This window comes from Brevibacterium yomogidense, assembly GCF_900163715.1.
GTDB classification, from domain to species: Bacteria; Actinomycetota; Actinomycetes; order Actinomycetales; family Brevibacteriaceae; genus Brevibacterium; species Brevibacterium yomogidense_A.
Genome location: NZ_FWFF01000001.1, coordinates 484,127 through 507,615 on the forward strand (window position 1 = coordinate 484,127; position 23,489 = coordinate 507,615).

General features: G+C 65.4%; 19 protein-coding genes. 8 read left to right on the forward strand and 11 right to left on the reverse strand.

All coding sequences use genetic code 11. From position 1 onward, the window contains the following. Positions 1-3: 3 nt before the first annotated feature. The 6 genes from FM105_RS01980 to dnaA all read right to left on the reverse strand — a co-directional run bounded on the left by FM105_RS01980 (position 4) and on the right by dnaA (position 7,155). A complete protein-coding gene (locus tag FM105_RS01980) occupies positions 4-1,026 on the reverse strand; it encodes a pyridoxal-phosphate dependent enzyme (protein WP_087003855.1) in 1,023 nt (340 codons plus the stop codon). Positions 1,027-1,076: 50 nt separating this feature from the next. Then, positions 1,077-1,799, reverse strand: coding sequence for a M50 family metallopeptidase (locus FM105_RS01985; protein ID WP_087003857.1), 723 nt, complete (start codon positions 1,797-1,799; stop codon positions 1,077-1,079). Between the two features lie 46 nt (positions 1,800-1,845). Beyond that, positions 1,846-2,529, reverse strand: a complete 684-nt coding sequence (locus FM105_RS01990) for a DUF721 domain-containing protein (protein ID WP_256970153.1) — start codon at positions 2,527-2,529, stop codon at positions 1,846-1,848. Further along, entirely contained in the window at positions 2,526-3,671 is a 1,146-nt protein-coding gene (gene recF, locus FM105_RS01995) for a DNA replication/repair protein RecF (protein WP_087003862.1), read from the reverse strand. The genes FM105_RS01990 and recF overlap by 4 nt, the downstream gene beginning before the upstream one ends. A gap of 27 nt (positions 3,672-3,698) precedes the next feature. Beyond that, positions 3,699-4,841 (reverse strand): DNA polymerase III subunit beta, encoded by a 1,143-nt coding sequence (gene dnaN, locus FM105_RS02000; protein WP_256970154.1) that lies wholly within the window; start codon positions 4,839-4,841, stop codon positions 3,699-3,701. Positions 4,842-5,502: 661 nt separating this feature from the next. Continuing rightward, a complete protein-coding gene (dnaA, locus tag FM105_RS02005; protein ID WP_256970155.1) occupies positions 5,503-7,155 on the reverse strand; it encodes a chromosomal replication initiator protein DnaA in 1,653 nt (550 codons plus the stop codon). Positions 7,156-7,755: 600 nt separating this feature from the next. Between dnaA and rpmH the strand changes: the two genes are divergently transcribed. The 8 genes from rpmH to FM105_RS02045 all read left to right on the forward strand — a co-directional run bounded on the left by rpmH (position 7,756) and on the right by FM105_RS02045 (position 13,904). After that, entirely contained in the window at positions 7,756-7,893 is a 138-nt protein-coding gene (rpmH, locus tag FM105_RS02010; RefSeq protein ID WP_087003868.1) for a 50S ribosomal protein L34, read from the forward strand. 27 nt (positions 7,894-7,920) lie between these two features. Then, complete coding sequence (gene rnpA / locus FM105_RS02015) at positions 7,921-8,358, forward strand: ribonuclease P protein component (protein ID WP_087003871.1); 438 nt, start codon at positions 7,921-7,923, stop codon at positions 8,356-8,358. Beyond that, positions 8,345-8,719, forward strand: coding sequence for a membrane protein insertion efficiency factor YidD (gene yidD, locus FM105_RS02020; RefSeq protein WP_087003874.1), 375 nt, complete (start codon positions 8,345-8,347; stop codon positions 8,717-8,719). The genes rnpA and yidD overlap by 14 nt, the downstream gene beginning before the upstream one ends. A gap of 55 nt (positions 8,720-8,774) precedes the next feature. Continuing rightward, on the forward strand, positions 8,775-9,749 hold the full coding sequence (gene yidC / locus FM105_RS02025; RefSeq protein ID WP_087003877.1) for a membrane protein insertase YidC: 975 nt from the start codon (positions 8,775-8,777) through the stop codon (positions 9,747-9,749). A 56-nt stretch (positions 9,750-9,805) separates the two neighbouring features. Continuing rightward, complete coding sequence (locus FM105_RS02030) at positions 9,806-10,522, forward strand: Jag family protein (protein ID WP_087003880.1); 717 nt, start codon at positions 9,806-9,808, stop codon at positions 10,520-10,522. A gap of 10 nt (positions 10,523-10,532) precedes the next feature. Continuing rightward, positions 10,533-11,177, forward strand: coding sequence for a 16S rRNA (guanine(527)-N(7))-methyltransferase RsmG (gene rsmG, locus FM105_RS02035; protein WP_179207017.1), 645 nt, complete (start codon positions 10,533-10,535; stop codon positions 11,175-11,177). Between the two features lie 251 nt (positions 11,178-11,428). After that, positions 11,429-12,325: a ParA family protein gene (locus tag FM105_RS02040; RefSeq protein WP_087003886.1), complete on the forward strand. Its 897-nt coding sequence runs from the start codon at positions 11,429-11,431 to the stop codon at positions 12,323-12,325. Beyond that, positions 12,318-13,904 carry a ParB/RepB/Spo0J family partition protein gene (locus tag FM105_RS02045; RefSeq protein WP_087003888.1) on the forward strand — a complete coding sequence of 529 codons (1,587 nt, stop codon included), beginning with the start codon at positions 12,318-12,320 and terminating at the stop codon, positions 13,902-13,904. Before FM105_RS02040 ends, FM105_RS02045 begins: the two co-directional genes overlap by 8 nt. 2,087 nt (positions 13,905-15,991) lie before the next feature. Here FM105_RS02045 and FM105_RS02050 read toward each other — a convergent pair. The 5 genes from FM105_RS02050 to murJ form a co-directional block, all read right to left on the reverse strand. Continuing rightward, a complete protein-coding gene (locus FM105_RS02050; protein WP_087003891.1) occupies positions 15,992-17,149 on the reverse strand; it encodes an N-acetylmuramoyl-L-alanine amidase in 1,158 nt (385 codons plus the stop codon). Between the two features lie 147 nt (positions 17,150-17,296). After that, positions 17,297-17,617: a thioredoxin gene (gene trxA, locus FM105_RS02055; protein WP_087003894.1), complete on the reverse strand. Its 321-nt coding sequence runs from the start codon at positions 17,615-17,617 to the stop codon at positions 17,297-17,299. Positions 17,618-17,698: 81 nt separating this feature from the next. Beyond that, the gene (trxB, locus tag FM105_RS02060) at positions 17,699-18,688 is read right to left on the reverse strand and encodes a thioredoxin-disulfide reductase (RefSeq protein WP_087003897.1); all 990 of its coding nucleotides are present in this window, start codon (positions 18,686-18,688) and stop codon (positions 17,699-17,701) included. A gap of 99 nt (positions 18,689-18,787) precedes the next feature. Then, positions 18,788-21,631, reverse strand: coding sequence for a hypothetical protein (locus FM105_RS14625; protein WP_087003900.1), 2,844 nt, complete (start codon positions 21,629-21,631; stop codon positions 18,788-18,790). 142 nt (positions 21,632-21,773) lie between these two features. Beyond that, entirely contained in the window at positions 21,774-23,426 is a 1,653-nt protein-coding gene (murJ, locus tag FM105_RS02070; RefSeq protein WP_087003903.1) for a murein biosynthesis integral membrane protein MurJ, read from the reverse strand. Positions 23,427-23,489: the final 63 nt, after the last annotated feature.

A 23,489-nucleotide genomic window follows, 5' to 3' on the forward strand; every position in this document is an offset into this window, starting at 1 on the left:
CAGTCACTGTGCTGCTCCTCCTTCTGCGGCGTCGGCCGCACTGCTCGCAGTCTGCGCCGCGATGTCGTCTGCGCTCATGTGGCCTCGCTCGACCATCCAGTCATCGTGGAATACCTTGGCCATGTACCCGCGGCCGGAATCCGGCAGCAGCACCACGACCACCGCGTCGTCCGGCAGGTCCCGCGCGACGCGCAGGGCCGCGACGACGGCCATGCCGCTCGAGCCGCCGACCAGGAGCCCCTCCTCGCGCGCCAGCCTGCGGGTCATCGCGAAGGACTCCGCGTCCGTGACCGTCTCGAAGCCGTCCGGGATCGTGGGGTCGTAGGTGTCCGGGATGTAGTCCTCGCCCACGCCTTCGACGTCGTAGCCGAATGCTTCGCCGCCGGCGTAGATCGAGCCGTCGGGATCCGCGACGATGACGCGCACCGCCCCGTCCGATGCTTCCTTCAGGTACCGTCCGGTGCCGCTGACTGTGCCGCCCGTGCCCGCGCCGACGATGAAGTGGGTGAGCTTCCCCTCCGTGTCCCGCCAGATCTCCGGACCCGTCGATTCGTAGTGGCTGCGCGGTCCGTTCTGGTTGGAGAACTGGTCGGGCTTGAAGCCGCCGGGGATCTCGCGCGCCAGGCGGTCGGACACGGAGTAGTAGGACTGCGGGTCCTCGGGTGTCACATTCGACGGGACGACGACGACCTCCGCGCCGTATGCGCGCAGCACCGCCCGCTTGTCCTCGGAGACCTTGTCCGGGCACACGAAGACGCACCGGTAGCCGCGCTGCTGCGCGACGAGTGCCAGGCCCACTCCCGTATTGCCGCTGGTCGGCTCGACGATCGTGCCGCCGGGCCTGAGCGCACCGGATTCCTCTGCCGCGTCGATGATGTTCACCGCGATGCGGTCCTTGACGGAACCGCCCGGATTGAAGAACTCGACCTTCGCGAGGACGGTGGCGCCGACGCCCTCCGTCACGCGGTTGAGGCGGATGAGCGGGGTGTCGCCGATCAGATCGGTGACGCTGTTGGCAAAGCGCATGTGGCTCCTCGTCGGGGATTCGTCGTTACCGAGCATAGGCGGAGACCCCCTCATCGTGTCGCCCAGACCAGCAGACCGACCGGCGCCAGCGCGACGATCCAGAAGATGCCGATCCATACGAACGCGGGCAGCGGGGTGAGGCGGCCCAGGACGGAGGCGTCGGAGTCGCGGGCCCGGCGACGGATGTGGAGACGGCTGAGGTTCGCGATCGCGCGGACGCCCCCGGCCCATTCGAAGAGCCCCGCGATGAGGAGCACGAGCACGCTCACCGGTGCCGGCGCCCAGAGGAGGAGCAAGGCGGTGCCCGCGATGCCCGCCAGGGTCGAGCCCACCGCGATGATCCCGCGCATGAACAGCAGTGCCGCGACGGACACGCCCAGGAGGACCGCCACCGCCGCCGTCGTCCAGACCGCGTCGCCGGTCGCCCAGCCGGCGGCCGCCGCACACACCATGAGTGCGCCCACCAGGGGCGGGGCTGGGTAGCCCCAGAAGCTCGTCCAGGCGACGGAATCGGATCGACCGGTCGACGTCGTGAGTCCCGAATGATCGGCATTCACACGGATGCGCATCCCGGTCCGGCCGCGCAGTGCGCCCGCGAGCGCATGGCCCAGCTCGTGGATCATCGTCACCCACACTCCGGTGACCCGCCAGATCCCGCTCGGCACCACCAGGACGCCGGCGATGACCGCCGCTGCGGCCACGATCGCCCACAGCTCATGGCCGGCGAGCCGGTCCAGCAGACCGACGCCGAGGCCCTCCAGACCGTCCGTCACACCGTCACCTCTCGATCAGCACACCCGGGCCGCATCCGCGAGCGCATCAGCCCCACGTATCCCGCGGTCCCCGTCCCCGCACACTCTTCCTCCCGCGGGTGAAGGAACGCTGAGCGGGTCCATGGATCTCGATGTCCTCGACCACGCGGCGCCCGATCTCGCGCTCGATCTTGTCGAGCAGTCCGTCCTTCAGGATCTTCAGCTGCGTCGCCCAGGTGGTCGAGGAGGTGCGGACGACGAGGGTGGGCGGATCGAACCGCTCGACGGTGCAGTTCGCCGCGACATCCCGTCCCACCAGGTCCGACCACCTGCTCGTGACCTGCGCGACGTCGAGGCTCGTCTCCCACCCCCGCTTGTGCGCGAGCTTCGTGAAGAGGCCCGCCAGCGGTCGGGGATCCCGGGCATCGTGGCCCGAACCGGTGTAGGCGACTCCGCCGGCACCGCGGTCCGCCGCGTCTGCCCGTCCATCCTGCCAGCGCTTCGAGCTGCGCCACGATCCTGCACCTGCGCGCGGTTCGATGTCCGCCATGCGGCGCACGCGGTCGAGTGCGTCGAGCGCGGCACCGGACAGCGGAGCACGGGTCCGGTCGACGGAGCCGAGGCCGCCTCCCGCATCGGGAATCGGGACGCCGGGGACCCGTCCGCTGGTCATCGAGCCGCTGGGTTCCGAGCCGCTGGGTTCCGAGCCGCTGGAGCCCCGTCCGCCCTGCCCCGTCCTCTGGTGCGTCATCGGGGGCTCGCCACGGTCGTGAGGTCGACGGTGCGGCCCACGAGCTCCTGCGGGATCTCCGAGCCGACCGCTGCGGTGATGAGCACCTGCTCCGCCTGCGAGACCATCTTCGCGAGCCGGGAGCGTCGCCCGGTGTCCAGTTCCGCGAACACGTCATCGAGGACGAGGACGGGCTGATCGTCCGGATCACGGGAATCCTCGCGGAGCAGGTCCCAGCTGGCCAGCTGCAGGGCGAGTGCGAGGGACCAGCTCTCGCCGTGGGACGCGTAGCCCTTCGCGGGGACGTCTCCGATGAGCAGTTCCACGTCGTCGCGCTGGGGACCGACGAGCGTCAGGCCCCTGTCGATCTCCTTCGCCCTCCGGGTGAGGACTGCCTCGACGATCACGGCGACCGCGCGCGGGACGGCGTCATCCGCATCCGGGTCGATCGTCGAGTAATCGATCCGCGACCGGTACTCAGCGGACGCCAGCCGCCTCGATTCCCTCGCGTCGGCGGCCAGAGTGGAGAAGTGCTCTCCGATGTGGGGTGCGAGGTCCGACAGCAGCCGGCGGCGACCGACCACGAGTGCGGCAGCGGCCTCGGCGAAGGCGCGATCCCAGATGTCGAGCGTCGCTTCGAGACCGGGATTCGGCTGCTGCCTGAGGCTCTTGAGCAGGGCGTTGCGCTGCCGCAGCGCCTTCTCCGCATCGGACAGCACGCCGGCGAAGCGCGGGTTGCGGGCGACGAGCAGGGAATCGAGCCAGTCGCGGCGCTCACCGGGGTCGCCCTTCACGAGTCCCAGGTCCTCAGGCGCGAAGACGACGCACGGGACGAGGCCCAGGATCTCCCGCACGCGGACTCCGGTGCGGTTGATGCGTGCTCGGTTGGCGCCCTTGGCCCGGATCGTGACCTCAGCCGTCACGTGTCGCTCGCCGCGATGCGCCTTCGCGGACACGATCGCCTGCCCCTCACCTGCACGCACCAGCGGCAGGTCGTGGGGCACCCGATGGGAGCGCAGGCGGGACAGATATCCGATCGCCTCGACCAGGTTCGTCTTCCCCCAGCCGTTGGGAGCGACGAATGTGGTGACCCCGCGGTCCAGATCCAGATCGAGTGAGTCGTAGGACCGGAAGTCACGCAGGGCGAGTCTGCTCACCCACACGCAGCGACCACCTCCGAACCGGGTGCGTCAGAAACGGATGATCGGCATGAGCAGGTAGCGGTACGAATCATCGTGTTCGCCCTCCTGCTCCTTCTGCCCCGTGATGACGACGGACTTCTTGGGCTCTGTCATGGAGAACCTCACGAAGGGGTGCTCGATCTGTGCGAGTCCCTCGGAGATGAAGAGGGGGTTGAACCCCGTCGTGATGTCCCCGCCGTTCATGGTCGCAGGCAGCGACTCCGACGCCTGCGCATCATCGCCGGCGCCTGCACGCAGAGTGACGGTGCCCTCGGCGAACTCGAAGCGGATCGGGGTGTTGCGCTCGGCGACCAGTGCCACGCGGCGGACTGCCTCGCGCAGCGCAGAGGTCTCGACGACGGCGGTGATGGGTGCGTCCTTGGGGAACAGCGAACGGACCTTCGGGTAGTCGCCCTCGATGAGCAGCGACGTCGACTCACGGCCGTTGGCGGCGAAGGCGAGCATCTCCTTGCCCCCGGACTCCGACAGGGCGATCCGGATGTCTCCGCCCATCGACTTCGCTGCGTCCGCCAGCGTCTTGCCGCGGATCAGTGCGTTGCGCGTGATGTCCGGAGTCGACGGGGACCAGGTGAACTCACGCACCGCGAGTCGGTAGCGGTCCGTTGCGAGCAGTGCGACGCGGTCGCCCTCGATCTCCACCCGCACGCTCGTGAGGATCGGCACCGTGTCGTCCTTCGACGTGGCGATCGAGACCTGCGAGACCGCGTGCTGGAACTCCGAGGCGGCGACGGTGCCGGTGGCCTCCGGGATCGCCGGCAGGGACGGGTACTCGTCGACCGGCATCGTCATGAGGGAGAAGCGCGAGGAGCCGCAGGTCAGATCGACCTTGCCGCCGTTGAGCTCGAGCGTCACAGCCTGGTTGGGCAGCGCCTTCGAGATGTCTGCGAGGAGTCGTCCGGAGACCAGGAACGTCCCCGGTGCCTCGACCTCTGCACTGAACTCCGTCCGGGAGGAGACCTCGTAGTCGAAGACGGCGAGTCGGACCGTTCCGTCCGCTTCAGCCGTGATGAGGACACCCGTGAGGACCGGGGAGGAAGGACGCTGAGGCAGAGCCTTGGTCGTCCAGGTGACCGCCTCTGCGAGCACATCGCGCTCGACTCGGAACTTCACTTGCTCGGATGCTGCGTTCACGACACTCCTGCGGTTCGCACTGAGGACTTCTGACGGTGGGCGAGAGCCTGTCGACCAGACCCGCTGACATGCGGACGGGCAGGAATGCACTCTACCCCACGCGGAGAGGAGGGCGCACCGCGGTCGGGTGGCTCTACGGCGTGGTCCGTTGACATCCCCATCCGGGCATGCTTCCAGCAGCGCTGCGGGTGAGGACCAGCCACGCTTGGGGTGAGGATGCGAGGCTGGCGTGTGTGGGGACGTGTTCGGGGACGTGTGCTCGGTCGAGTTAGGGGAGACGTCGTTCGAATAGCCCCGATCAGTGCTGTGCAGATCTGCACAGCAGCCACCTCGATATTATCGTGCGATAAACGAATGGTCTCGCAGAGTCGGTGCAGTGCGCGGTGAACCGCCTGAATCGCAATGAGTTGAATAGGTAGTCAGTAGTAGGCACTGTGGAAACTGTGGATAACTCCATCGGATCGCCGTCTGGTGGCGGATCTCAGCCGGTGTGAGCAGGTGGATGGAGTGTGCACGGTGAGCACCTCACCGGTGCATGCCTGTGTAATCACATCGCTGTGACCCACAGGCATCACCAGGCGAACGCGGATCCGTCCCCCGTGCGGTCCACGTTCTGAGCGGCGTTTCCCACAGCGTTGTCCACAACTGTGTATTGCTCATTTCACAGTCGATGCTGCTGTTTGATGCGATTCGTGAGTTCGGTGACCTGTGTGTACAGAGCACGGCGCTCCGCCATCTGCGTCTTGATCTTCTTGTTCGCGTGCATGACCGTGGTGTGGTCGCGCCCGCCGAACTCCTGGCCGATCTTCGGCAGCGACAGATCAGTCAGTTCGCGGCACAGGTACATCGCGATCTGTCGTGCGGTGGTGAGCGTGCGCGAACGGCTCCCGCTCTGCAGGTCCTCGATGGACAGGGAGAAGTACGACGCCGTCTGGCCCATGATGTCCGCCGCGGTGATCTCCGGAGTGTCGTCCTGGGTGATGAAGTCCTTGAGGACCGTCTCCGCGAGGCCGACGTCGATGACCTGATCGTTGAGGTTGGCGAACGCGGTGACGCGGATCAGCGCACCCTCCAGCTCGCGGATGTTCGACGACACGCGGCTGGCGATGTACTCGAGCACATCCGGCGGCACGTCGAGCTTGTCCGTGAACGCCTTGTTCCTGAGGATGGCGAACCGCGTCTCGAGGTCCGGCGGCTGCACGTCCGTGAGCAGACCCCACTCGAAGCGGGACCGCAGGCGCTCCTCGAAGCCCTTCAGCATCTTGGGCGGCTGGTCCGCGGTGATGACGACCTGCTTCTCCTCATTGTGCAGAGCGTTGAACGTGTGGAAGAACTCCTCGATCGTCGCGTCCTTGCCCTGGAGGAACTGGATGTCATCGATCATGAGGATGTCGACCTCACGGTAGCGGCGCTGGAACGCCGGACGCAGCGTGTTGGACGTCGTCTGCGATCCCACCGTGTTGATGAAGTCGTTGACGAACTCCTCGCTGGACACGTACCGGACGCGGATCTCCGGGTAGAGCTGCTGCGAGTAGTGCCCGATCGCGTGGAGCAGGTGGGTCTTCCCCAGTCCGGAGTCGCCGTAGATGAAGAGGGGGTTGTACGCCTTGGCCGGAGACTCCGCGACCGCGAACGCCGCTGCATGGGCGAAGCGGTTGGAGGCGCCGACGACGAAGGCGTCGAACGTGTACTTGGGATTGAGCAGACTCGAGGAGCTCTTGCCGTCCGGTCCGTGGGGAGCGGGGGTTCCGGTGTGCGAGAAGGGCGCTGGGGACGAGCCCGAGGTCCACTGCTGCCGGTCACCGGGCGCAGGTGCCGGCGCGGTGGTGGGGTGACTGGGTACCTCGGCGTGAGGTGGGGCCGCCGAGGCGACCGCAGCCTCGGCCTCCTGGCCTGCGTTCGGTGTGGGAGCCGGTGCGGGAGCCGTACCTGTGGTGGCGTCGTGACCGAGGGGCCCCGTGTCCGTCGCGTCGTGCGGTGCCGTGGGCGCCTGTGGCTGTGCCGGTGCGGGAACGGAGGCGACCAGTTCCGTCGGCGCCTCGGTGTAGGCGGTGCCGACTGCGATCGCGAGGTTCACGTCGTGGCCGACGACCCGCCCGAACTCGCGGGTGAGGGGTTCGCGCAGGTCCGTCTCGAGGTTGCGGCGGTGCAGCTCCGAGGGGACGGCGAGGACGTAGATCGAGTCACCGATCATGCCCTTGGGCATCGCACCCGTGAGGAAGCCCTTGTGCTGCTTGAGGATGGTCGGATCGTTGAGCAGATTGGTGAGGACCTGCGTCCATATCTGCTCCGGATCGTTCTGTGTGGAGTCCACCCTCGTCCTTCCGACGTGCATGACCGGCGTGTCATTCCCCAGCCCCCGTCGCCCACAGGTGTGGAAGAGCATCCGAATGACGTCCACATAGTTTTCCACAGTTTGTGCATAGCGACCACGTAAGTCCCGGAATCATCCACATCGGTGGACAACCATGTGGAAATCACACGCGTGTTGTTTGTGGACGCCGTTGTTCACGCAGCGTGTGCACAAGGTTGTGGGCAGAGGAATCGACCGTTCCGACCACCAGTCGGCGTGTCGGCGTCATGTGGGCGCCGGCTCGATGACACCGGGGAGTCGGACGCGCGACACCTGACGTCCATGTGGGGGCGGATCGGGCCCATGTCAGGACACATCGGAGTGAGCGTCGTCACTGATCCGCGTCGTGACGGGCCGCGGTTTGACCGTCGAGAGAGGGCGCCTCTAGGATGGGGTGTCCTGTGTTGCGGGCTTGTACCCCGGTGTGTGCGCACTTCCCTGTCCTCCCTCGACGCAGGAGTGGGCGGCCGAGCGAATCGTGAAAGCGCTGGATTCGGCCTGCATCCCGCCTCAGTGGAACCACACGTCAGCTGTGTCTGACGACGATCGATGGAGTGAGAAGTGAGCAAGCATACTTTCCAGCCGAACAACCGCAAGCGCGCCAAGACGCATGGCTTCCGCCAGCGCATGAGCACCCGCGCCGGCCGTGCGATCCTCGCATCGCGTCGCCGCCGGGGCCGCCGCGCCCTGTCCGCCTGACCGCACGCCGGTTGAGGCCCCACCACCGTGCTGCCTCGTGAGAACAGGCTCCGTGCTCCGGCCGACTTCCGCACTGCCTTCCGTGCAGGTGTGAAGGGGACCAGCAGTCACGTACTGGCTCACGTGGCCCACACACGCGAATCCCACGCCCCGCGCGTGGGATTCGTCGTTTCCAAAGCCGTGGGGAACGCGGTGGTCCGCAACCGGGTGAAGCGCCGTGCGCGCGCGTGGGCGGCCGGGCAGCTGAAGGACCTCCGGACGGGAGACCTCCTGGTGATCCGGGCGCTGCCCGCAGCCTCGGACGCGGACTACGCAGCGCTCACACGGTCCCTCGATCGCGCGCTGCGCACCGCCCGCCGGCGGCTGCGGAAGCGGGATGAGGAGACCACCGGGACCTCGGGTGCGGAATCCGGCGCCGGCGATCGGACCGAGCAGTCGGCCGGAGCCTCAGATGCGCTCCGGTGAGGACACCGAATCGTCTCTGCCCGACCCGCCAGCGGGTCGCGCGGCTCGATTCGGCCACGTGCTGCGGATCGCACCGCGGATGCCGTTCGTCTGGTTCATGCGCGCGTACCGTGTGGTCATCTCCCCGCTCTATGGTGATGTGTGCCGCTACTATCCCAGCTGCTCGAAGTACGCTCTGGATGCGTTCGAGGTGAAGGGTGCGGTGGCGGGCATGTTCATGGCGGCATGGCGAGTGCTCCGGTGCAACCCCTTCACCCGCGGTGGTGTCGATCACGTCAAGGGTTCTGTGCTCGAGCGCCGCAGCGCGGAGATCTGGGGGCAGGACGGCCCCGCGAACAATGGCAGAATGTACAACCGGTAAAGACTTCATGAGGGTCGTGGACGCGAAGATCGTGCCAGGGCCGAGGAGAGAGTGAATGGGCTTCTTCGATACGCTGCTCTACCCCCTGCGATGGGTGGTCGCATGGATCCTCGCGCTCTTCCATGAGCTGCTGACGTTCCTGAGCCTCGACCCGGCCAGTGGTCTCACGTGGGTCCTGTCGATCGCCGGGCTCACCCTGGTGGTCCGCGGTGCGCTGGTTCCCCTCTTCGTGCGCCAGATCAAGTCGCAGCGCAAGATGCAGATGATCCAGCCGGAGCTGCAGCGCCTCCAGAAGAAGTACAAGGGCAAGAAGGACCAGTTCTCTCGACAGGCGATGGTCGAAGAGCAGCAGGCGATGTTCAAGAAGCACGGGACCAGTCCGTTCGCATCGTGCCTTCCGCTGCTCGTGCAGATGCCGATCTTCCTGAGCCTGTTCCGCGTCATCAACAACGTCCCGCAGATCGCGACCGGGGAGATCGACCCGGTCGGCGGCATGACGCGGGATCTTGCGGAGCAGATGGACCAGGCGATCGTCCTCGGCATCCCGCTGTCCTCCTCCTTCCTCACCGGTGACTGGTGGGTCAGGGCCGTCACCGCTGTCCTCATCGTCATCATGGCGGGCACCCAGTTCTGGACCCAGCGCCAGATGATGACGAAGAACATGTCCGACGCGGCCATGGACAACCCGTTCATGCAGCAGCAGAAGATGATGCTCTACCTGATGCCCGTGGTCTTCGGCATCGGCGGCATCTACTTCCCGCTGGGCGTCCTCATCTACTGGCTCGTGTCGAACACCTGGACGATGTTCCAGCAGATGTTCGTCATCCGGAGCATGCCCGCGCCGGGCTCACAGGCCGAACGCGATCTGATGGAGCGCCGCGCCCGGAAGGGCAAGTCCGCCCTCCCCGGTGCAGAGCCCATCGAGATGAAGTCCGAGCCTGAGGCTGAGGACAAGCCTCAGGCGAAGACCAGTGGTCAGCGTCCGCAACCTGTCAGCGCGAAGCGCAAGAAGAAGCGCAAGAAGCGTTAGATATGAGTGTGACCGGGTCGCGCACGGGCGATCCGATACGACATGGAGGAACGACGATGAGTGACTCGACGGAAACCACTGGATCCCCGACGACTGACAACGGCACGACCGCAGAGCAGGCGGAGGTCGTCGACTCGGCGCAGGACTCGACTGCGGCTGATGCGGCGCGGAACAGCGCGGAGACCACCGCGCAGGGCACGGCAGAGAGCACGGCGGAGGGAAGCACGGCGAGCACCGCGGAGCCGTCCGATGGCACCGCGGTGAAGGATGACAGCGCCGACGCTGCGTCCTCGCGCCCCAGCCGTACGGAGCTGCTCGAGGAGGAGGGCGATATCGCCGCGGACTACCTCGAGGAGCTGCTCGACGTGACGGATCTGGACGGCGACATCGACATCGATGTCGCGGACGGGCGCGCTCAGCTCGCGATCCTGAACGACGACGGCGACGACGGCCTGGACGTCCTCGTGGGTCGCGATGGACAGGTGCTGACTGCCCTGCAGGAGCTCACTCGCCTCACGGTGCAGGCGCAGACAGGGCAGCGGTCCTGGCTGATGCTCGACATCGACGGCTACCGGGACCGCCGCAAGGACGATCTGCGGAAGGTCGCGTCGGAAGCGGTCGAATCCGTGCAGAGTGAAGGACGGACGGTCTCCCTCCGTCCAATGAACAGCTTCGAGCGGAAGGTCGTCCACGACGTCGTGGCCAAGGCCGGTCTCCGATCAGAGTCCGAAGGCGAGGGCGATCGCCGCCATGTCGTCGTCCACCCCGCCTGAAGGACGCTGCATGTCTGAAGAGATTGATGAGGGAGTCGAGCAGAGGCCGGCCTATGCGGAGACCCTGTTCGGGGACCGCGTGGAGCTCGCGGACCGCTACGCTCAGCATCTTGTGACCACGGGGGTCGAATGGGGCCTGCTGGGCCCTCGTGAGCTCCCCCGCGTGTGGTCACGGCACATCCTCAACTGCGGAGCCGCAGCATCCCTGCTGGAGACCGGCGACGTTGTCGGCGACATCGGATCCGGTGCCGGTCTCCCGGGGATCCCGTGGGCGGTCGCTCGTCCTGATGTGCGGATCGTCCTCATCGAGATCATGGAACGCCGTGTGGAGTGGCTTCGCATGGTCGTCGACGATCTGGGTCTGGAGAATGTCCGCATCGTGCGCGCACGCGTCGAGGAGCTGGTGGACGACGAGATCTTCACTGTCGTCACGGCGCGTGCGGTGAAGGCGATGACGACGCTCATCGAATGGTCGGTGCCGATCCTGGGTCCGCAGGGGCGGATCCTGGCGATCAAGGGCGCATCGGTCGATTCTGAGCTGGAGAAGGCGGCGCGGCTGATCCGCAAGCGCAAGCTCGTGGGTCCGACTGTGCACACAGTGGGCGCGGAAGAACTCGAGACGCCCACAACAGTGGTGGAGCTGCGTCGCCGCTGAGTGATCGTATGCGGGGTGGAACACCCACTGTCTGATTCGAACGTGAGTTCTATACAGTGACCGCGCGACGTGCCGGTGTCTTTCGCCGAACGCAGACGGCATAGAGTGAGAGCCCCGCGGGAACGCAGACGTTTCACGTGGAACGTCGACGGTGGACAGTCGGTTCTCATCAGCACGTCCTGAGTCCCGAAGTCTGTGCCCCGACGTAGAATGTCGAGGTACCTTGGTTTAGCGAACGCGGAGTGATCCACATGCCTCTTATGGACGAGTCGACTCCGCTGGGAGCTCAGATCGCACGCGATCATCGCCGTGCGGAGCGACTTGCGTCGACGACCTTCCCCAGCCCTGATCAGACGAGAATCCTCACCATCGCCAATCAGAAGGGCGGTGTGGGGAAGACGACGACGACCGTCAACGTCGCAGCTGCTCTGGCGTCCCATGGTCTTGAGGTTCTGGTGGTCGATATCGACCCGCAGGGCAACGCGAGCACCGCTCTGAGCATCGACCACTCGACCGGTGTGGATGGGATCTATGAAGTCCTCATCGACGACTACGACATCTCCGAGGTCGTCGCCCAGTCTCCGGAGTTCGAGACGCTGAAGTGCGTGCCGGCCACCATCGATCTGGCAGGTGCTGAGATCGACCTGGTGTCGAAGGTGGCACGCGAAATGCGGCTGCACCGCGCACTGACGAAGTACCTGGAGGAGCAGGATGAAGCCGGCCAGCGCGTCGACTATGTCCTCATCGACTGCCCGCCCAGCCTGGGCCTCCTCACAGTGAACGCCTTCGTCGCTGCTCGGGAGGTCTTCATCCCCATCCAGTGCGAGTACTACGCGTTGGAGGGCGTGAGCCAGCTGTTGAAGAGCATCCAGATGATCCAGCAGCACCTGAACCCCGAGCTGTGGATCTCCACAGTGCTTCTGACGATGTACGACGGACGTACGCGCCTCAGTGCCCAGGTCGCTGAAGAGGTCCGCACACATTTCGAGGATCAGGTTCTGCGCACTGTCATTCCACGGTCCGTGCGCATCTCCGAGGCCCCGAGCTACGGCAGAACCGTCATCTCGTACGAACCCAGCTCTTCGGGTGCGCTGTCCTACCGTGAGGCGGCTGAGGAGATCTCATTGAGAGGAATCAAGAATGGCTGAGAAGCGTCGCGGACTTGGACGGGGACTGGGATCGCTCATCCCCAGTCAGGAGACCGGTCGCCCATCGGATGTGTTCTTCCCGCGCAGCGAGCGGGCCGATCCGGACGCTCAGACCGATTCGCAGGAGACGGAACGCGAGAAGGTGCCGTCGGATCCGGCGGAGTCGATGAGGCGTGCACAGGCGGGACGAAAGACCGGGTCCGCGAAGCGAACTCCCGCGAAGGGAGCGACGCAGAAGCCTGCCGCCAGCAAGACGGCGGCGACCAAGGCCACCTCTGCGGCGACGAAATCAGGGAAGAGCTCCTCTCAGAAATCCGCCGATGAGTCGACATCCGCGTCTGCTGAGCCGGCGACCCGGCAGCCGGCAACGAGGCCGAAGGCGTCAGCAGATGCGAACACAAAGCGCGTTTCCGCGAAGAACGACAGTGATCGCATTGCGAGTTCGATTCTACAGTCGAACGACGACGCCTCGTCGCTCGATTCCCGCCCGACTGACGAGGGCTCTGCTGTCCCAGAGTCTTCGGCGGCGGAAGCTAACGACGATGGCCTCAGCGGTACCGACACATCAGTTGATGGGGTCTACGTTTCACGTGAAACCGTCCGATCACATTCTGCGTCGGAAGAGATGCCCAGAGTGGAGGTCGATACGGAGGAGCGTGACGCAGAGGTCGCGGACGTCGCCCTCTCCGACTCCTCCACCCCAGACGTTCCAAGTGAAACGGGTGACGAGCAGGACGATGCAGCACACGACCTGGTCCCGGTCCCGGGCACAACCTTCGGTGAAGTCTCTCTCGACCGCATTCGCCCTAACCCGCGTCAGCCTCGCGATGTATTCGATGAGGACGCGCTCGACGAGCTGATCACGAGCATCCGGGAGATCGGTGTCCTTCAGCCGGTCGTCGTCCGTCGGCGCACTGACGCACCCGGTCAGTATGAGCTGATCATGGGTGAGCGCCGCTTCCGCGCGTCGAAGGAGGCAGGTAAGGATACGATTCCGGCGATCGTCCGGGAGACGTCCAATGACGATCTCCTGCGCGATGCGCTCCTGGAGAATCTGCACCGCGTCGATCTGAATCCTCTTGAAGAAGCAGCGGCCTACGCGCAGCTGTTGGAGGACTTCAACTGCACTCAAGAAGAGCTCTCCGAGCGGATCGGTCGCTCACGGCCGCAGATCTCCAATACGATCCGGCTGTTGAAGCTCCCGGGAATGGTTCAGCGTCGCGTTGCTGCAGGTGTTCTCTCCAGCGGACATGCGCGAGCGCTGCTCGGACTGAACGATGGCGCCAACATGGAGGTCCTGGCTCAGCGAGTAGTCGCTGAAGGGCTGTCAGTACGGGCCACCGAGGAAGCCGTCATACTTCTCAACCGCGGCGATCGTTCCGCTGTTTCACGTGGAACACGCGAACCCGACCCAGAGCTTGCAGAGCTCGCACGGTCGCTCGGAGATCGTCTTGATACTCGGGTGAACGTCGTCATGGGCAAGCGCAAGGGAAAGCTTTCCGTTGAGTTCGCAAATGGCGAGGATCTGAATAGGATCCTGTTGCTTCTTGGGCTCGAGGGCGATTCCGACGACGAATAGCTGTCCTCACAAGTAGGCGCCCAACTCACTGACGGTGAGTTGGGCGCTTTTTTGTGTCTACAGGCAGCGCACACGCGTGCCCAGCGCCAGGGAAAGCTTCTTTGCTCGCGTGACGAGGTGAGGTTTCACGTGAAACGGGGCAATTCGCCGGTAGGTGGCCGGAGGGACCACCTCATCGCACGTGAGGTGATCGTGCCGTTCCTGAGCCCGGGTTGAGGATTGCGCGAAGCAAACGGGCGGCGGACGAAGTCGCCGAAGTTCTCGTCATGTTGCATCGGATGTAGACAACGACTGCAGATACTGAGCTGTGTGGGAGAGCAATTCCGCTTCTGTGTGAGCCTGCCGGTTTGGGGCAATACGCCGTGCACCCAAGCGGTATCGGGCGGTGGTGACCCCGAGTCCTACGCGAAGTGCGGTATCTATCGTGACCAGTGGAGGACCCCTCCCCTCAAGTGTCACTCGTTTCACGTGAAACATGATGATGCTGTCCGTCTTGGGTGAAGAAGTGATGGAGAGCTTCCCAGCAACCCGCCGTTGGAGCTGTACACGTGCTGAAATGACGGGCGCAGTGGGTACTTTCTCATATCGGTGCACATCCGTAGGCCCCAAACCTGCATAGCGCGAAGGTGACGGTTGGGACCCTTCGAGTGTTCCGTTACCACGCACCGATTCCGGTACCGACCCGTGCAATACACTCCAGCGAACGATCACTCGTACTGCTCGTGGAGGAGCCGGACGCTGGTATCGAAGCAGAAACTCGGCAATCCGCTGGCACTTACAGCGACGATTCGCTGTTTCACGTGAAACGTTGAGCGCTATTCAGTGCGTGGTTTCCGTGGCATTCTCTGCGCCGGACAGGAGCTCCCCCTCTTGTTTCACGTGAAACGTCGTTAAGAATGAGTCTGTGTGCGTGTCAGTGATTCACCAACTTCTCAGTACTGGCCGGGCTGCACGCGTCGCGCGCGTGATGGTCACGATCGGTGAGTTGCTCGGGGCGCGCTGCTGAGGGATACGCATTCCTGAACTCTCGAAGGATTGATTGTGCACCGATGCTCAATCCCGGTGGCTTTTAGCCCCGGTCGCCGCTGAAATCCGCCTCGGTGTGCGTCTGAATGTACAGAGCGTCGGATCTGATCAATCCATTCGTCGGCTGTCGTCGGATCTATTCGAGCGCTGCGTTTCACGTGAAACGCGGTTGTTGTTCTCGATGATCACTGACGCGCACCGTTCTTCACATGGACTCAAGCGGCGATCTACAGTGATCTGCCGATGCGGTGCTCCGCGCCATTTCCCAGGGTCGTGCGTAGAGATGCATGGGTTCTATCGCTCATGTCGGTGTGGGGGCTATGCCTCTTCCCATTCCGTGCTCTGTGAACGCAGTGACGAAGGACGCGAATGTACCTCTGTTCCGTCGCACGTGGCGAAGGCGTCAGATGAGCTGTAGTTCGCAACCACGTGTCGGTAGAGTCACGGCCTGCCGCGGTGCGATCGTTTGCCAACCGAGGAGTTGGGTAGTGAACTCTGCCGAGTGGTGTTCCGATAGGTGTGCGGTCGTCGGCCACCATGCAGTGGTTGGTGTGTTTCACGTGGAACCGACGTGCTGCCTGCGGAGGTGGCATGTGCTGTGCTGGGTACGAGTCGCCGGCGGATCCGGCGGACGGGGAAACGGGTCGTTTTATCTAGTACTAGGTGGATGGCCCGTGGACCTGAGTCGCAATCCGTCCGGAGTGCCAAGGGTGCCTCATGGGCGCGATAGGTCTGCGAGTGAACACTGGTGGCAGTGCGATCGACGGTTCACTCGGTACAGTTCTGAGGGCGACACGCCTGGTCGATGCGGTCATTCAAGAGGGATGGCGGTCGAACGTTCTCCGAAGGCGCCAGCATCCTCCCTCGACAGATGCCTACCTGCACGGATGGGGTTCAGTGGAGTGCGCGCTCTCAGGGTACGTGCTGGCGCGACGTATCACCTGTGGGATCTCGCTCTCCGTTTCACGTGAAACGCCAGGTCACCGGTGTCACGCTGGCAACGGTGTTACGTGGAACGGCGCTGCCTGCAGCGGCGTACGTGCTACTCGCGTCGGAGAGCGTCAGTCGGCGGTGTTCTCGTCGGACTTCCGCGCGATCATCTCACGCAATGCCACGAGGTCGACCGTTCCGGTGACGGGATCCGCTGCTTCTGTTAAGTAAAGGCGCTGAAGTGCAACTGCGACCGATTCTGCAATCGAATCTCGCACTCGTGCTGAGTGCAGCCGCTGCCTGTCATCATCGTTCGTGATGTAACCGACGACGACGTGGACTGTGGGCGTCGTGTATTCGTGCAGGGACTTCCACGAGCGAGCATGGGAGCCGCAGTCCAGGAAATCGGTACGTGAGAGGATCTCGCGCTGGATCAGCTCCGCCAGGCGCTTGCCGATGGGCGAAGGCTGACCGGTAGCCGTACCGAAATAGAAGGTTGCGACCCCGTTCGCACTGGGATTCGTGTGGAAGTCCTGCGACACACTGATGAGAGTGGATGCGCGTGAGTCCAAGAGGTCTGATGCGGCGCGTTCGTCCGCGTCGAGGACGAAGGGTGATGCCCCTACTGCTGCGAGGCGGCCGGAGATCCGCTGGGCTATATCCATCGAGTAGTCGTATGCGCTGCTCGTATGATCCGCGACGAGCTGCGTGTCATCGGTCATGGGGAGGGTGGGGGCGGAATCGATGACGAATGTGCGTCCAGACAATGATGGTCCGGACGACTGGAGTCGGGCCTTCTCCTGCAGGGCGAAGATGTTGCCGGACGCACTTCCCCGCGTCACCGCTTCGAGCCCGCGGAGGGTACGGGGACCGGCCACTCCGTCGACGTTCAGACCGAGGTTCTTCTGAAGATCACGGACGGCTGCGTCCGTGGTCTCTGCGAAGGTGAAATCGATGCGCGAAGCGTAGAGACCCAGATCGGAGAGCTTGCTCTGAAGTTCCGCGACGTCATCGCCGCTGAACGGTCGGACAGGGTCGAATCGCAGGATGCGGTCGCCCAGCTGGTGACGAGCAAGCTCGATCTGCTCGAACGTCTGCTGACCGAGGACCCCGTCGGGGAACAGGCCTCTCCGCTGCTGGAAGTGCTTGATGGTGGAGTCGAGGTCGTGATCGAACTCAGCACTGGAGGAATCGCCCACGTCGTACCCCAGACGGGACAGCTGTGCCTTCACGGTGAGCAGCACCGTGTCGGACGCTCCGAGCTGGAAGGTGGAGTTGTGGGGTGTCATCGAACTCGTCTCTGGTGGGATGCGGGTCGCGCTGATCCGCGGGCCGGCAGGGTCACGATCTTCCAACGGACGATCAGGCGCCCGTTGATACTACAACGGACGCCTGATGTCTTGCTGAGGGCTTCGCTCCTGTGCGTGCGCCTGAGATCAGGCGAGGAGCGGCTCGATCTCCTCGAGCAGAGCCGGCTTGGGCCTGGCACCGATGATCTGCTTGACGACTTCGCCGTTCTTGAAGAGGTAGAGCGCCGGTATGGACGTGATGCCGTACGAACCGGCGGTCTGCATGTTGTCGTCGGTATTGACCTTGACGACCTTCAGACGGTCCTCCAGTTCATCGCCGAGCTCGTCGACGATGGGCGAGACCATGCGGCACGGGCCGCACCAGGGTGCCCAGAAATCGACGAGCACGGGCTTGTCGGCCTTCAGGACTTCGTCGGAGAAGGTTGCGTCAGTGACTTCCAGGGACATGATGTCCTCCTCGGTTCTCGTCAGTGGTGCTGACGGGTCGTGTGGTGGCGTGTGTTCGGCACGCGCAGTGAGTTGAGTGGGTCAGGCGCCCGCGACGGCGACCGACGGTACTGCCGCGTCGGCCTCCGCTGCCTGCTGCTGGGGTCGGGATGCCAGGTAGTGCTCGGCGTCCAGAGCCGCGGAGCATCCGGTTCCAGCGGAGGTGATCGCCTGCCGGTATACGGGGTCGATCACGTCGCCGGCGGCGAAGACGCCCTCCATGCTGGTCCGGGAGCTGCGTCCGTCGACCTGGAGGTAGCCGTCATCGCGGAGTGCGAGCCGGTCTGCGAAGAGCGATGTGCGGGGGTCGGAGCCGATCGCGACGAACATGCCGGTCACGGGCAGATCGGATGTCTCACCGGTGTTCACGTTGCGAAGCGTGAGTCCGGTGAGTGAGTCTTCGCCGTGGACTTCAGCGACTTCCGAATCGAAGACGAACTCGATCTTCGGATCGGCCTTCGCCCGGTCCTGCATGGTCTGCGATGCGCGCAGCTCCTGGCGGCGGTGCACCACGGTGACCTTCGAGGCGAACCGGCTGAGGAAGGTGGCCTCCTCCATCGCGGAGTCGCCGCCGCCGATGACGGCGATGTGGTGGTCACGGAAGAAGAACCCGTCGCAGGTCGCACACCAGCTCACACCGTGACCGGACAGCTTCTTCTCATTGGGGAGGCCCAGTTCGCGGTAGGCAGAGCCGGTTGCGAGGATCACAGCCTCCGCGGTGTAGCGGGAGCCGAGGCCGGTCACGATCGCATGCGCGCCCGGTTCGAGCGTCAGCTCCGTGACGTCGTCATAGACGACGGTGGCACCGAAGCGCTCGGCCTGCTGCCGCATGTTCTCCATGAGATCGGGACCCTGGACCCCTTCCGGGAATCCCGGGAAGTTCTCCACATCCGTGGTGTTCATGAGCTCTCCGCCAGCGGTGACGGACCCGGCGATGACGACGGGCTCCAGGTTCGCACGGGCGGCATAGATCGCGGCGGTGTATCCGGCTGGTCCGGAGCCCACGATCACTAGACGATGATGGGTTGTCATGTCCCTCCTACACTTGTCAAGCACGCAAACACGGTATGAGTCCGCGATATTCCGCGCCGGGCACAGCACTCCGAGCGCACGACCCTGTCTGCAGCCGGATCAGCTGATGTCGACTTCGTCGATCATCGCACGGTAGCCGTCGCCTTCAGGCGTCGCCTCTGTGAACCACAGGAACACATACTGTCCGGTCGCCGGTTCATCGAGCTCGACGGTGACGTCCCCGTCCAGGTCGACCTCTTCGACGGTCTCCGCTTCCTCCACGTCGTCGGAGTCTCCGACCCGCACTTCCAGCACGGACTGCCCGTCAGGTGCGAGGAGGTCGAGCTGGGAGATCTCCGATTCCTCCTCGAGTTCGACCATCAGGCCCAGGCCCGATTTCAGTCCGCCGAAGTCAGGGGTGTTGTAGCGCTCGCTGCGCCATCCGCCGGACTCGCCGGGCATGACGAGCTCCGCCTCATCGGAGTTCTCCTCATCATCGCCTTCGGGATCGATCGCGGTGATCTCTTCGATGACCGGCGCCGGTGCTGCGGGTTCGGGCTCCTCGGTCTGCTCTGCGGCGGTAGTCGACTGCTGTGCGGGTTCGGGAGACGCTGTCTCGTCCGATGAACCACCCAGCGCGACGAAACCGATGATGAACGCCGCGACGACGAGGATCGCGAGCACGAGGAGCGTGACCGTCCGCCTCCTGCGGGCGCGTGCCGATCCAGTGGAGGACGTCGATCCGGAGGACGACTCTGTACCGCTACCGGCTCCGCTGCCGCTGCCGCCACCGCTGCCGGCTCCACTGCTCTGTGTGCCCGCGGCAGACGGGGTGGCCGCCGCGGCTGCCGAGGCACCCTGTGCCGCGGTGCCGTTCGCCCCGGCCTTCTGGGACTTCACCTTCTGGGACTTCGCCGTCTGCGTGTTCGCCTTCTGAGTCGTGGTCGACTGACTCTTGCTCGACTGCTCCGGAGCCTTCCCCTCAGACTCCCTCGCAGCGTCCGCCTCTGTGATCGCACTCGCGGATGCTGCCGCGGTGGCCGTCTGCGCAGTGCTGCCCGGCGCGGACTCGTCTCGCGCGGACTCGCTGCGCACGGTCTCCTCTCGCGCGGTCTCCACTCGAGCGGATTCCTTCTGCGATGCCTCGCGCTGGCGCGTGTTCCGCGCTTCGGCAGCGATCACGCGCTGCTGCGCGGCTTCGGCACGGCGCCGTTCGAGCGCACGCTCGCGTTCGAACGCGACCCGCTGCTGCTCGATCTCCTCTTCACGCGTCGTGAAGACCCCTCCGAGGAACCACGAGCCGTCGTCGTCCGTGGCCTCTGCCTCCGTCGATCCGATCGGGCCCGTGCCGTTCGCGGAGGGGACCTCGGCCGTGTCCGCGTCATAGTCGGCACCGGTCGCCATCGCGTCCAGCGGCTCGTCAGCACCCGTGCCGTCGTCTGCGGGGTCGGGGATGATCGGCATGGACTGCGTGGTGACGTCTTCGGAGTCGCCCCACAGCGCATCGCGGTCGAGGATGGGCGCCGTGACGTTGCTGTCGTACTCCGTGGCGGAGAGGTCTTCGTAGTCGGAGTACGTCTGCTCCGGTGTCCACTCCTCGGTATCGACGCCGGACAGATCGTCGGCGCTGAGCGGGAAGACACTCGCCTCACGCATCTGCATCTGCTCGTCGAGCTTCGTGACGACGCCGTCCGACCGTCCTGCGGAATAGCCTGACGTGCCCGGTCGGCTCATGCCGATCCGTGCGAGCGCCGCCTGGATCTGGTCCGGGGTCGCCTGTCGCTGCGGAGGCGTGACGGGCGCCGTTGGACGGGCCGGCGGCGCCGTCGTGGGTCGCGCACCCGTGCTGCCCATCCCGATGGTCGAGCCAGTGGACTTCGTGCGCCCGGCCGGTGCATCGGTGGAGAGATTCCCGGTCGGCTTCGCACCGACCGTGCCGGCTCCCGCCGAGGTGCTGGCCGCCGCCGTCGCGTCGGCTTCGGAGGTCGCCGCGTCCGAGGTGCCGCTCGCCTCGTCCGTGGGAGCCGCCCCTGCGCTGGGCGACTGCGGGGCGGCCGAGGCTGCGGCGTCCGCGGTCTCTGCGCCGTCGCCCTCAGCCGCCGCCTCTCCGACGAGTGCGTCGTCGGAGAAGAGCTCTTCGTCTGGCAGCGGCGATCCTTCGAGGTCCGCCAGGGTGTCGCGCTTCCAGTCGCGCAGGTACCTGACGATCTCGCCGGGTGAGCGCGGACCCGGATCGCTGAAGGAGGTGACGCCGGTGAGGAATGCTGCGAGGTCCTCCGGGACATCGCTCCGCAGGGTCTCGATCTCCACGACGCGCTGGTTCTTCCGCGGCGCCGCGGGCAGTCCGGCACGGGATTCGGGCTTCGGCCACTGACCGGACAGGCATGAGTACAGGATGTCGACGATCGCGAGGGCGTCCTCCCGCAGAGCCGTCGTATCGGTCTGGACTTCGAGCCCGAGCGCCGCTTCGGACAGCGCGGCGTCGATGGCGATCCCGTGGACCACCACGTCGCCGTTCGTCATGATGCCGATCGACTCCGGTCCCAGGCACCGGTGATGGAGTCCGCGACGACCGGCATGGACCAGCACTTCGGAGACCTCGCCGGTGATCGCACGGGCCTCAGCCGGGCCGATCGGTCCGGACGTGAGCACTTCTGCCAGGGACGTCGCCGCAGTGCGTTCGCAGACGACGTAGTCGATCCGACGGCCGTCCTCGATGTCCGCGGATCCGACGTCGAGCACGGAGGGGACGCGGGGGTCGTTGACGAGGGAGAGGCGACGGCCGGCATCCAGCAGGTCGCCGGACAGCTCCGTATCAGCCGCATAGAGGATGACGGGGGCGTCGAGGATCGCGTCGAGTGCCAGGCAGACGACTCCCGCTTCCGGGGTGTCGGCGAGCCAGGGTCTTTCGATTGCGGAGACGACGTATCTGTCTGCGATGACAGTACCGCGCTCGATCCGCACCTGGTGCCCTCCCGAAGAAATAGCTCACGCCGCGATGGACCTTCGTCGCAGGCGTCCCTCAGTTTATCTCGCTCGATGTGTGTGGACTGGGAACCTCATGTCACGAAACCAGCACATGTACGTCTCAGTCGCGAAACAGTGCCTACTTCCCGATCTTCGTCCGGACCAGCTGGACGATCTGACGCAGCTCGCTGACGCGGAGTGCATAGCAGACGACCAGATACACCGCGAGCATGATGGATCCGCCCACGACTGTCACGAGCAGTGCCCCGGCCCTGCTCGAGTACAGGGAATCGCTCAGGTAGTGCATTCCGACCGCGCCCACGGCCGCCGCGATGAGGGCCGCGACTGCGAACTTCAGATGCGCGATGACGAGGCCCCTGGTCCCCAGACGCTGGAGCTTGCCGCGCAGCAGGATCGCGGAGACGATCGCAGCGAAGATGTATCCGATGCTCATGGAGGCGCCGATGCCGGCGACGATCCACGGTCCCGGCAGCAGCATCCCGGAGGCGACCACGCCGATCGCCGTCAGCACCACCTGCGGAACCTGCACCCAGAAGGGCGTCTTCGCGTCCTCGTACGCGTAGTAGACGCGCTGGAGCAGGTAGTTCGCGCTGAAGGGGACGAGGCCCGCCACCATCGTGGCGATGACCGGGCCGATAGCCCGTGCCTGATCGAGCGGATGCAGACCGCTCTCCGGGTCGATCGAGCCGCCGACGACCATGGCGACGGGTGTCGACAGGGTGATGAGTGCTGCCGTGGCGAACACGTTGACCAGGCCGACGAGCCGGAGCCCCAGACCCAGGGAGGCGCGCACGGAATCCGTGTCGTCCTGCGCGGCGAAGGTGCTGAGCGACGTGAAGAGGGCGGTGGCGAGCGACACCGCGACCAGTGAGTGCGGGAGCATGAACACGAGGTACGACATCGTGTAGGCGGCCAGTGATGCGCTCACCTCCCCGCTCACCGACGAGGCGGAGGCGGCGACGCGCGACGTGACGATGAAGCCCAGCTGGCCGACGAGGACCGCGCCGAACGTCCACGTCGCGATGTTCCCAGCGGTCCCCAGGCCCACCCCGCGGAACCCGAACGTGGGACGGAAGCGGAACCCGATCCTCTTGAGCGGCCACAGCAGGATCAGTGCCTGGCAGACGACGCCCAGGCTGGCGGACCCCGCGAGCACCGCGATCTTGGTCGCGTCCCACGTCCCGATCGCGTGCTGTCCCGCCTCACCCGTGCCGAAGAGGAGGATGAAGACGCCCAGACCGGCGATCGCGATGACGTTGTTGAGCACCGGCGCCCACATGTAGGGACCGAAGTTCGAATGTGCGTTGAGCACCTGGCCGAGCATCGTGTAGAGGCCGTAGAAGAAGATCTGCGGCAGGCACCAGTAGGCGAACGCGATCGCGAGTGCGCGCTGATCCTCGCTCCACCCGGACGATGAGTACAGCCGGACCAGCAGTGGTGCCGCGAGAGTCGCGAGCACCGTCACCGCGCCGAGCACCATGATCGCGAGCGTGAGGAGGCGGTTGACGAAGTCCTGGCCGCCGTCGGGCCTCTTCGCCGCACGGATGATCTGCGGAACGAGCACCGCGTTGAGGACACCGCCCGCCAGCAGCATGTACAGGTTGTTCGGCACCTTGTTGGCGACGTCGAACGCATCGGCCGTGCCGCCCACGGTCACACCGATCGCGGTGGCCAGGAGCATCGTCTTGACGAAGCCCAGGATGCGCGAGGTGAGGGTGCCCGCGGTCATGACCGCAGAGGATCGGGCGAGGGATGAGAGCCGTGCGGCCACTGACGTCCTTCCGCAGGGGGATTCGAAGTGTGAGGAGCTTCCGGGGGTGGTCGTCGGTGCGGG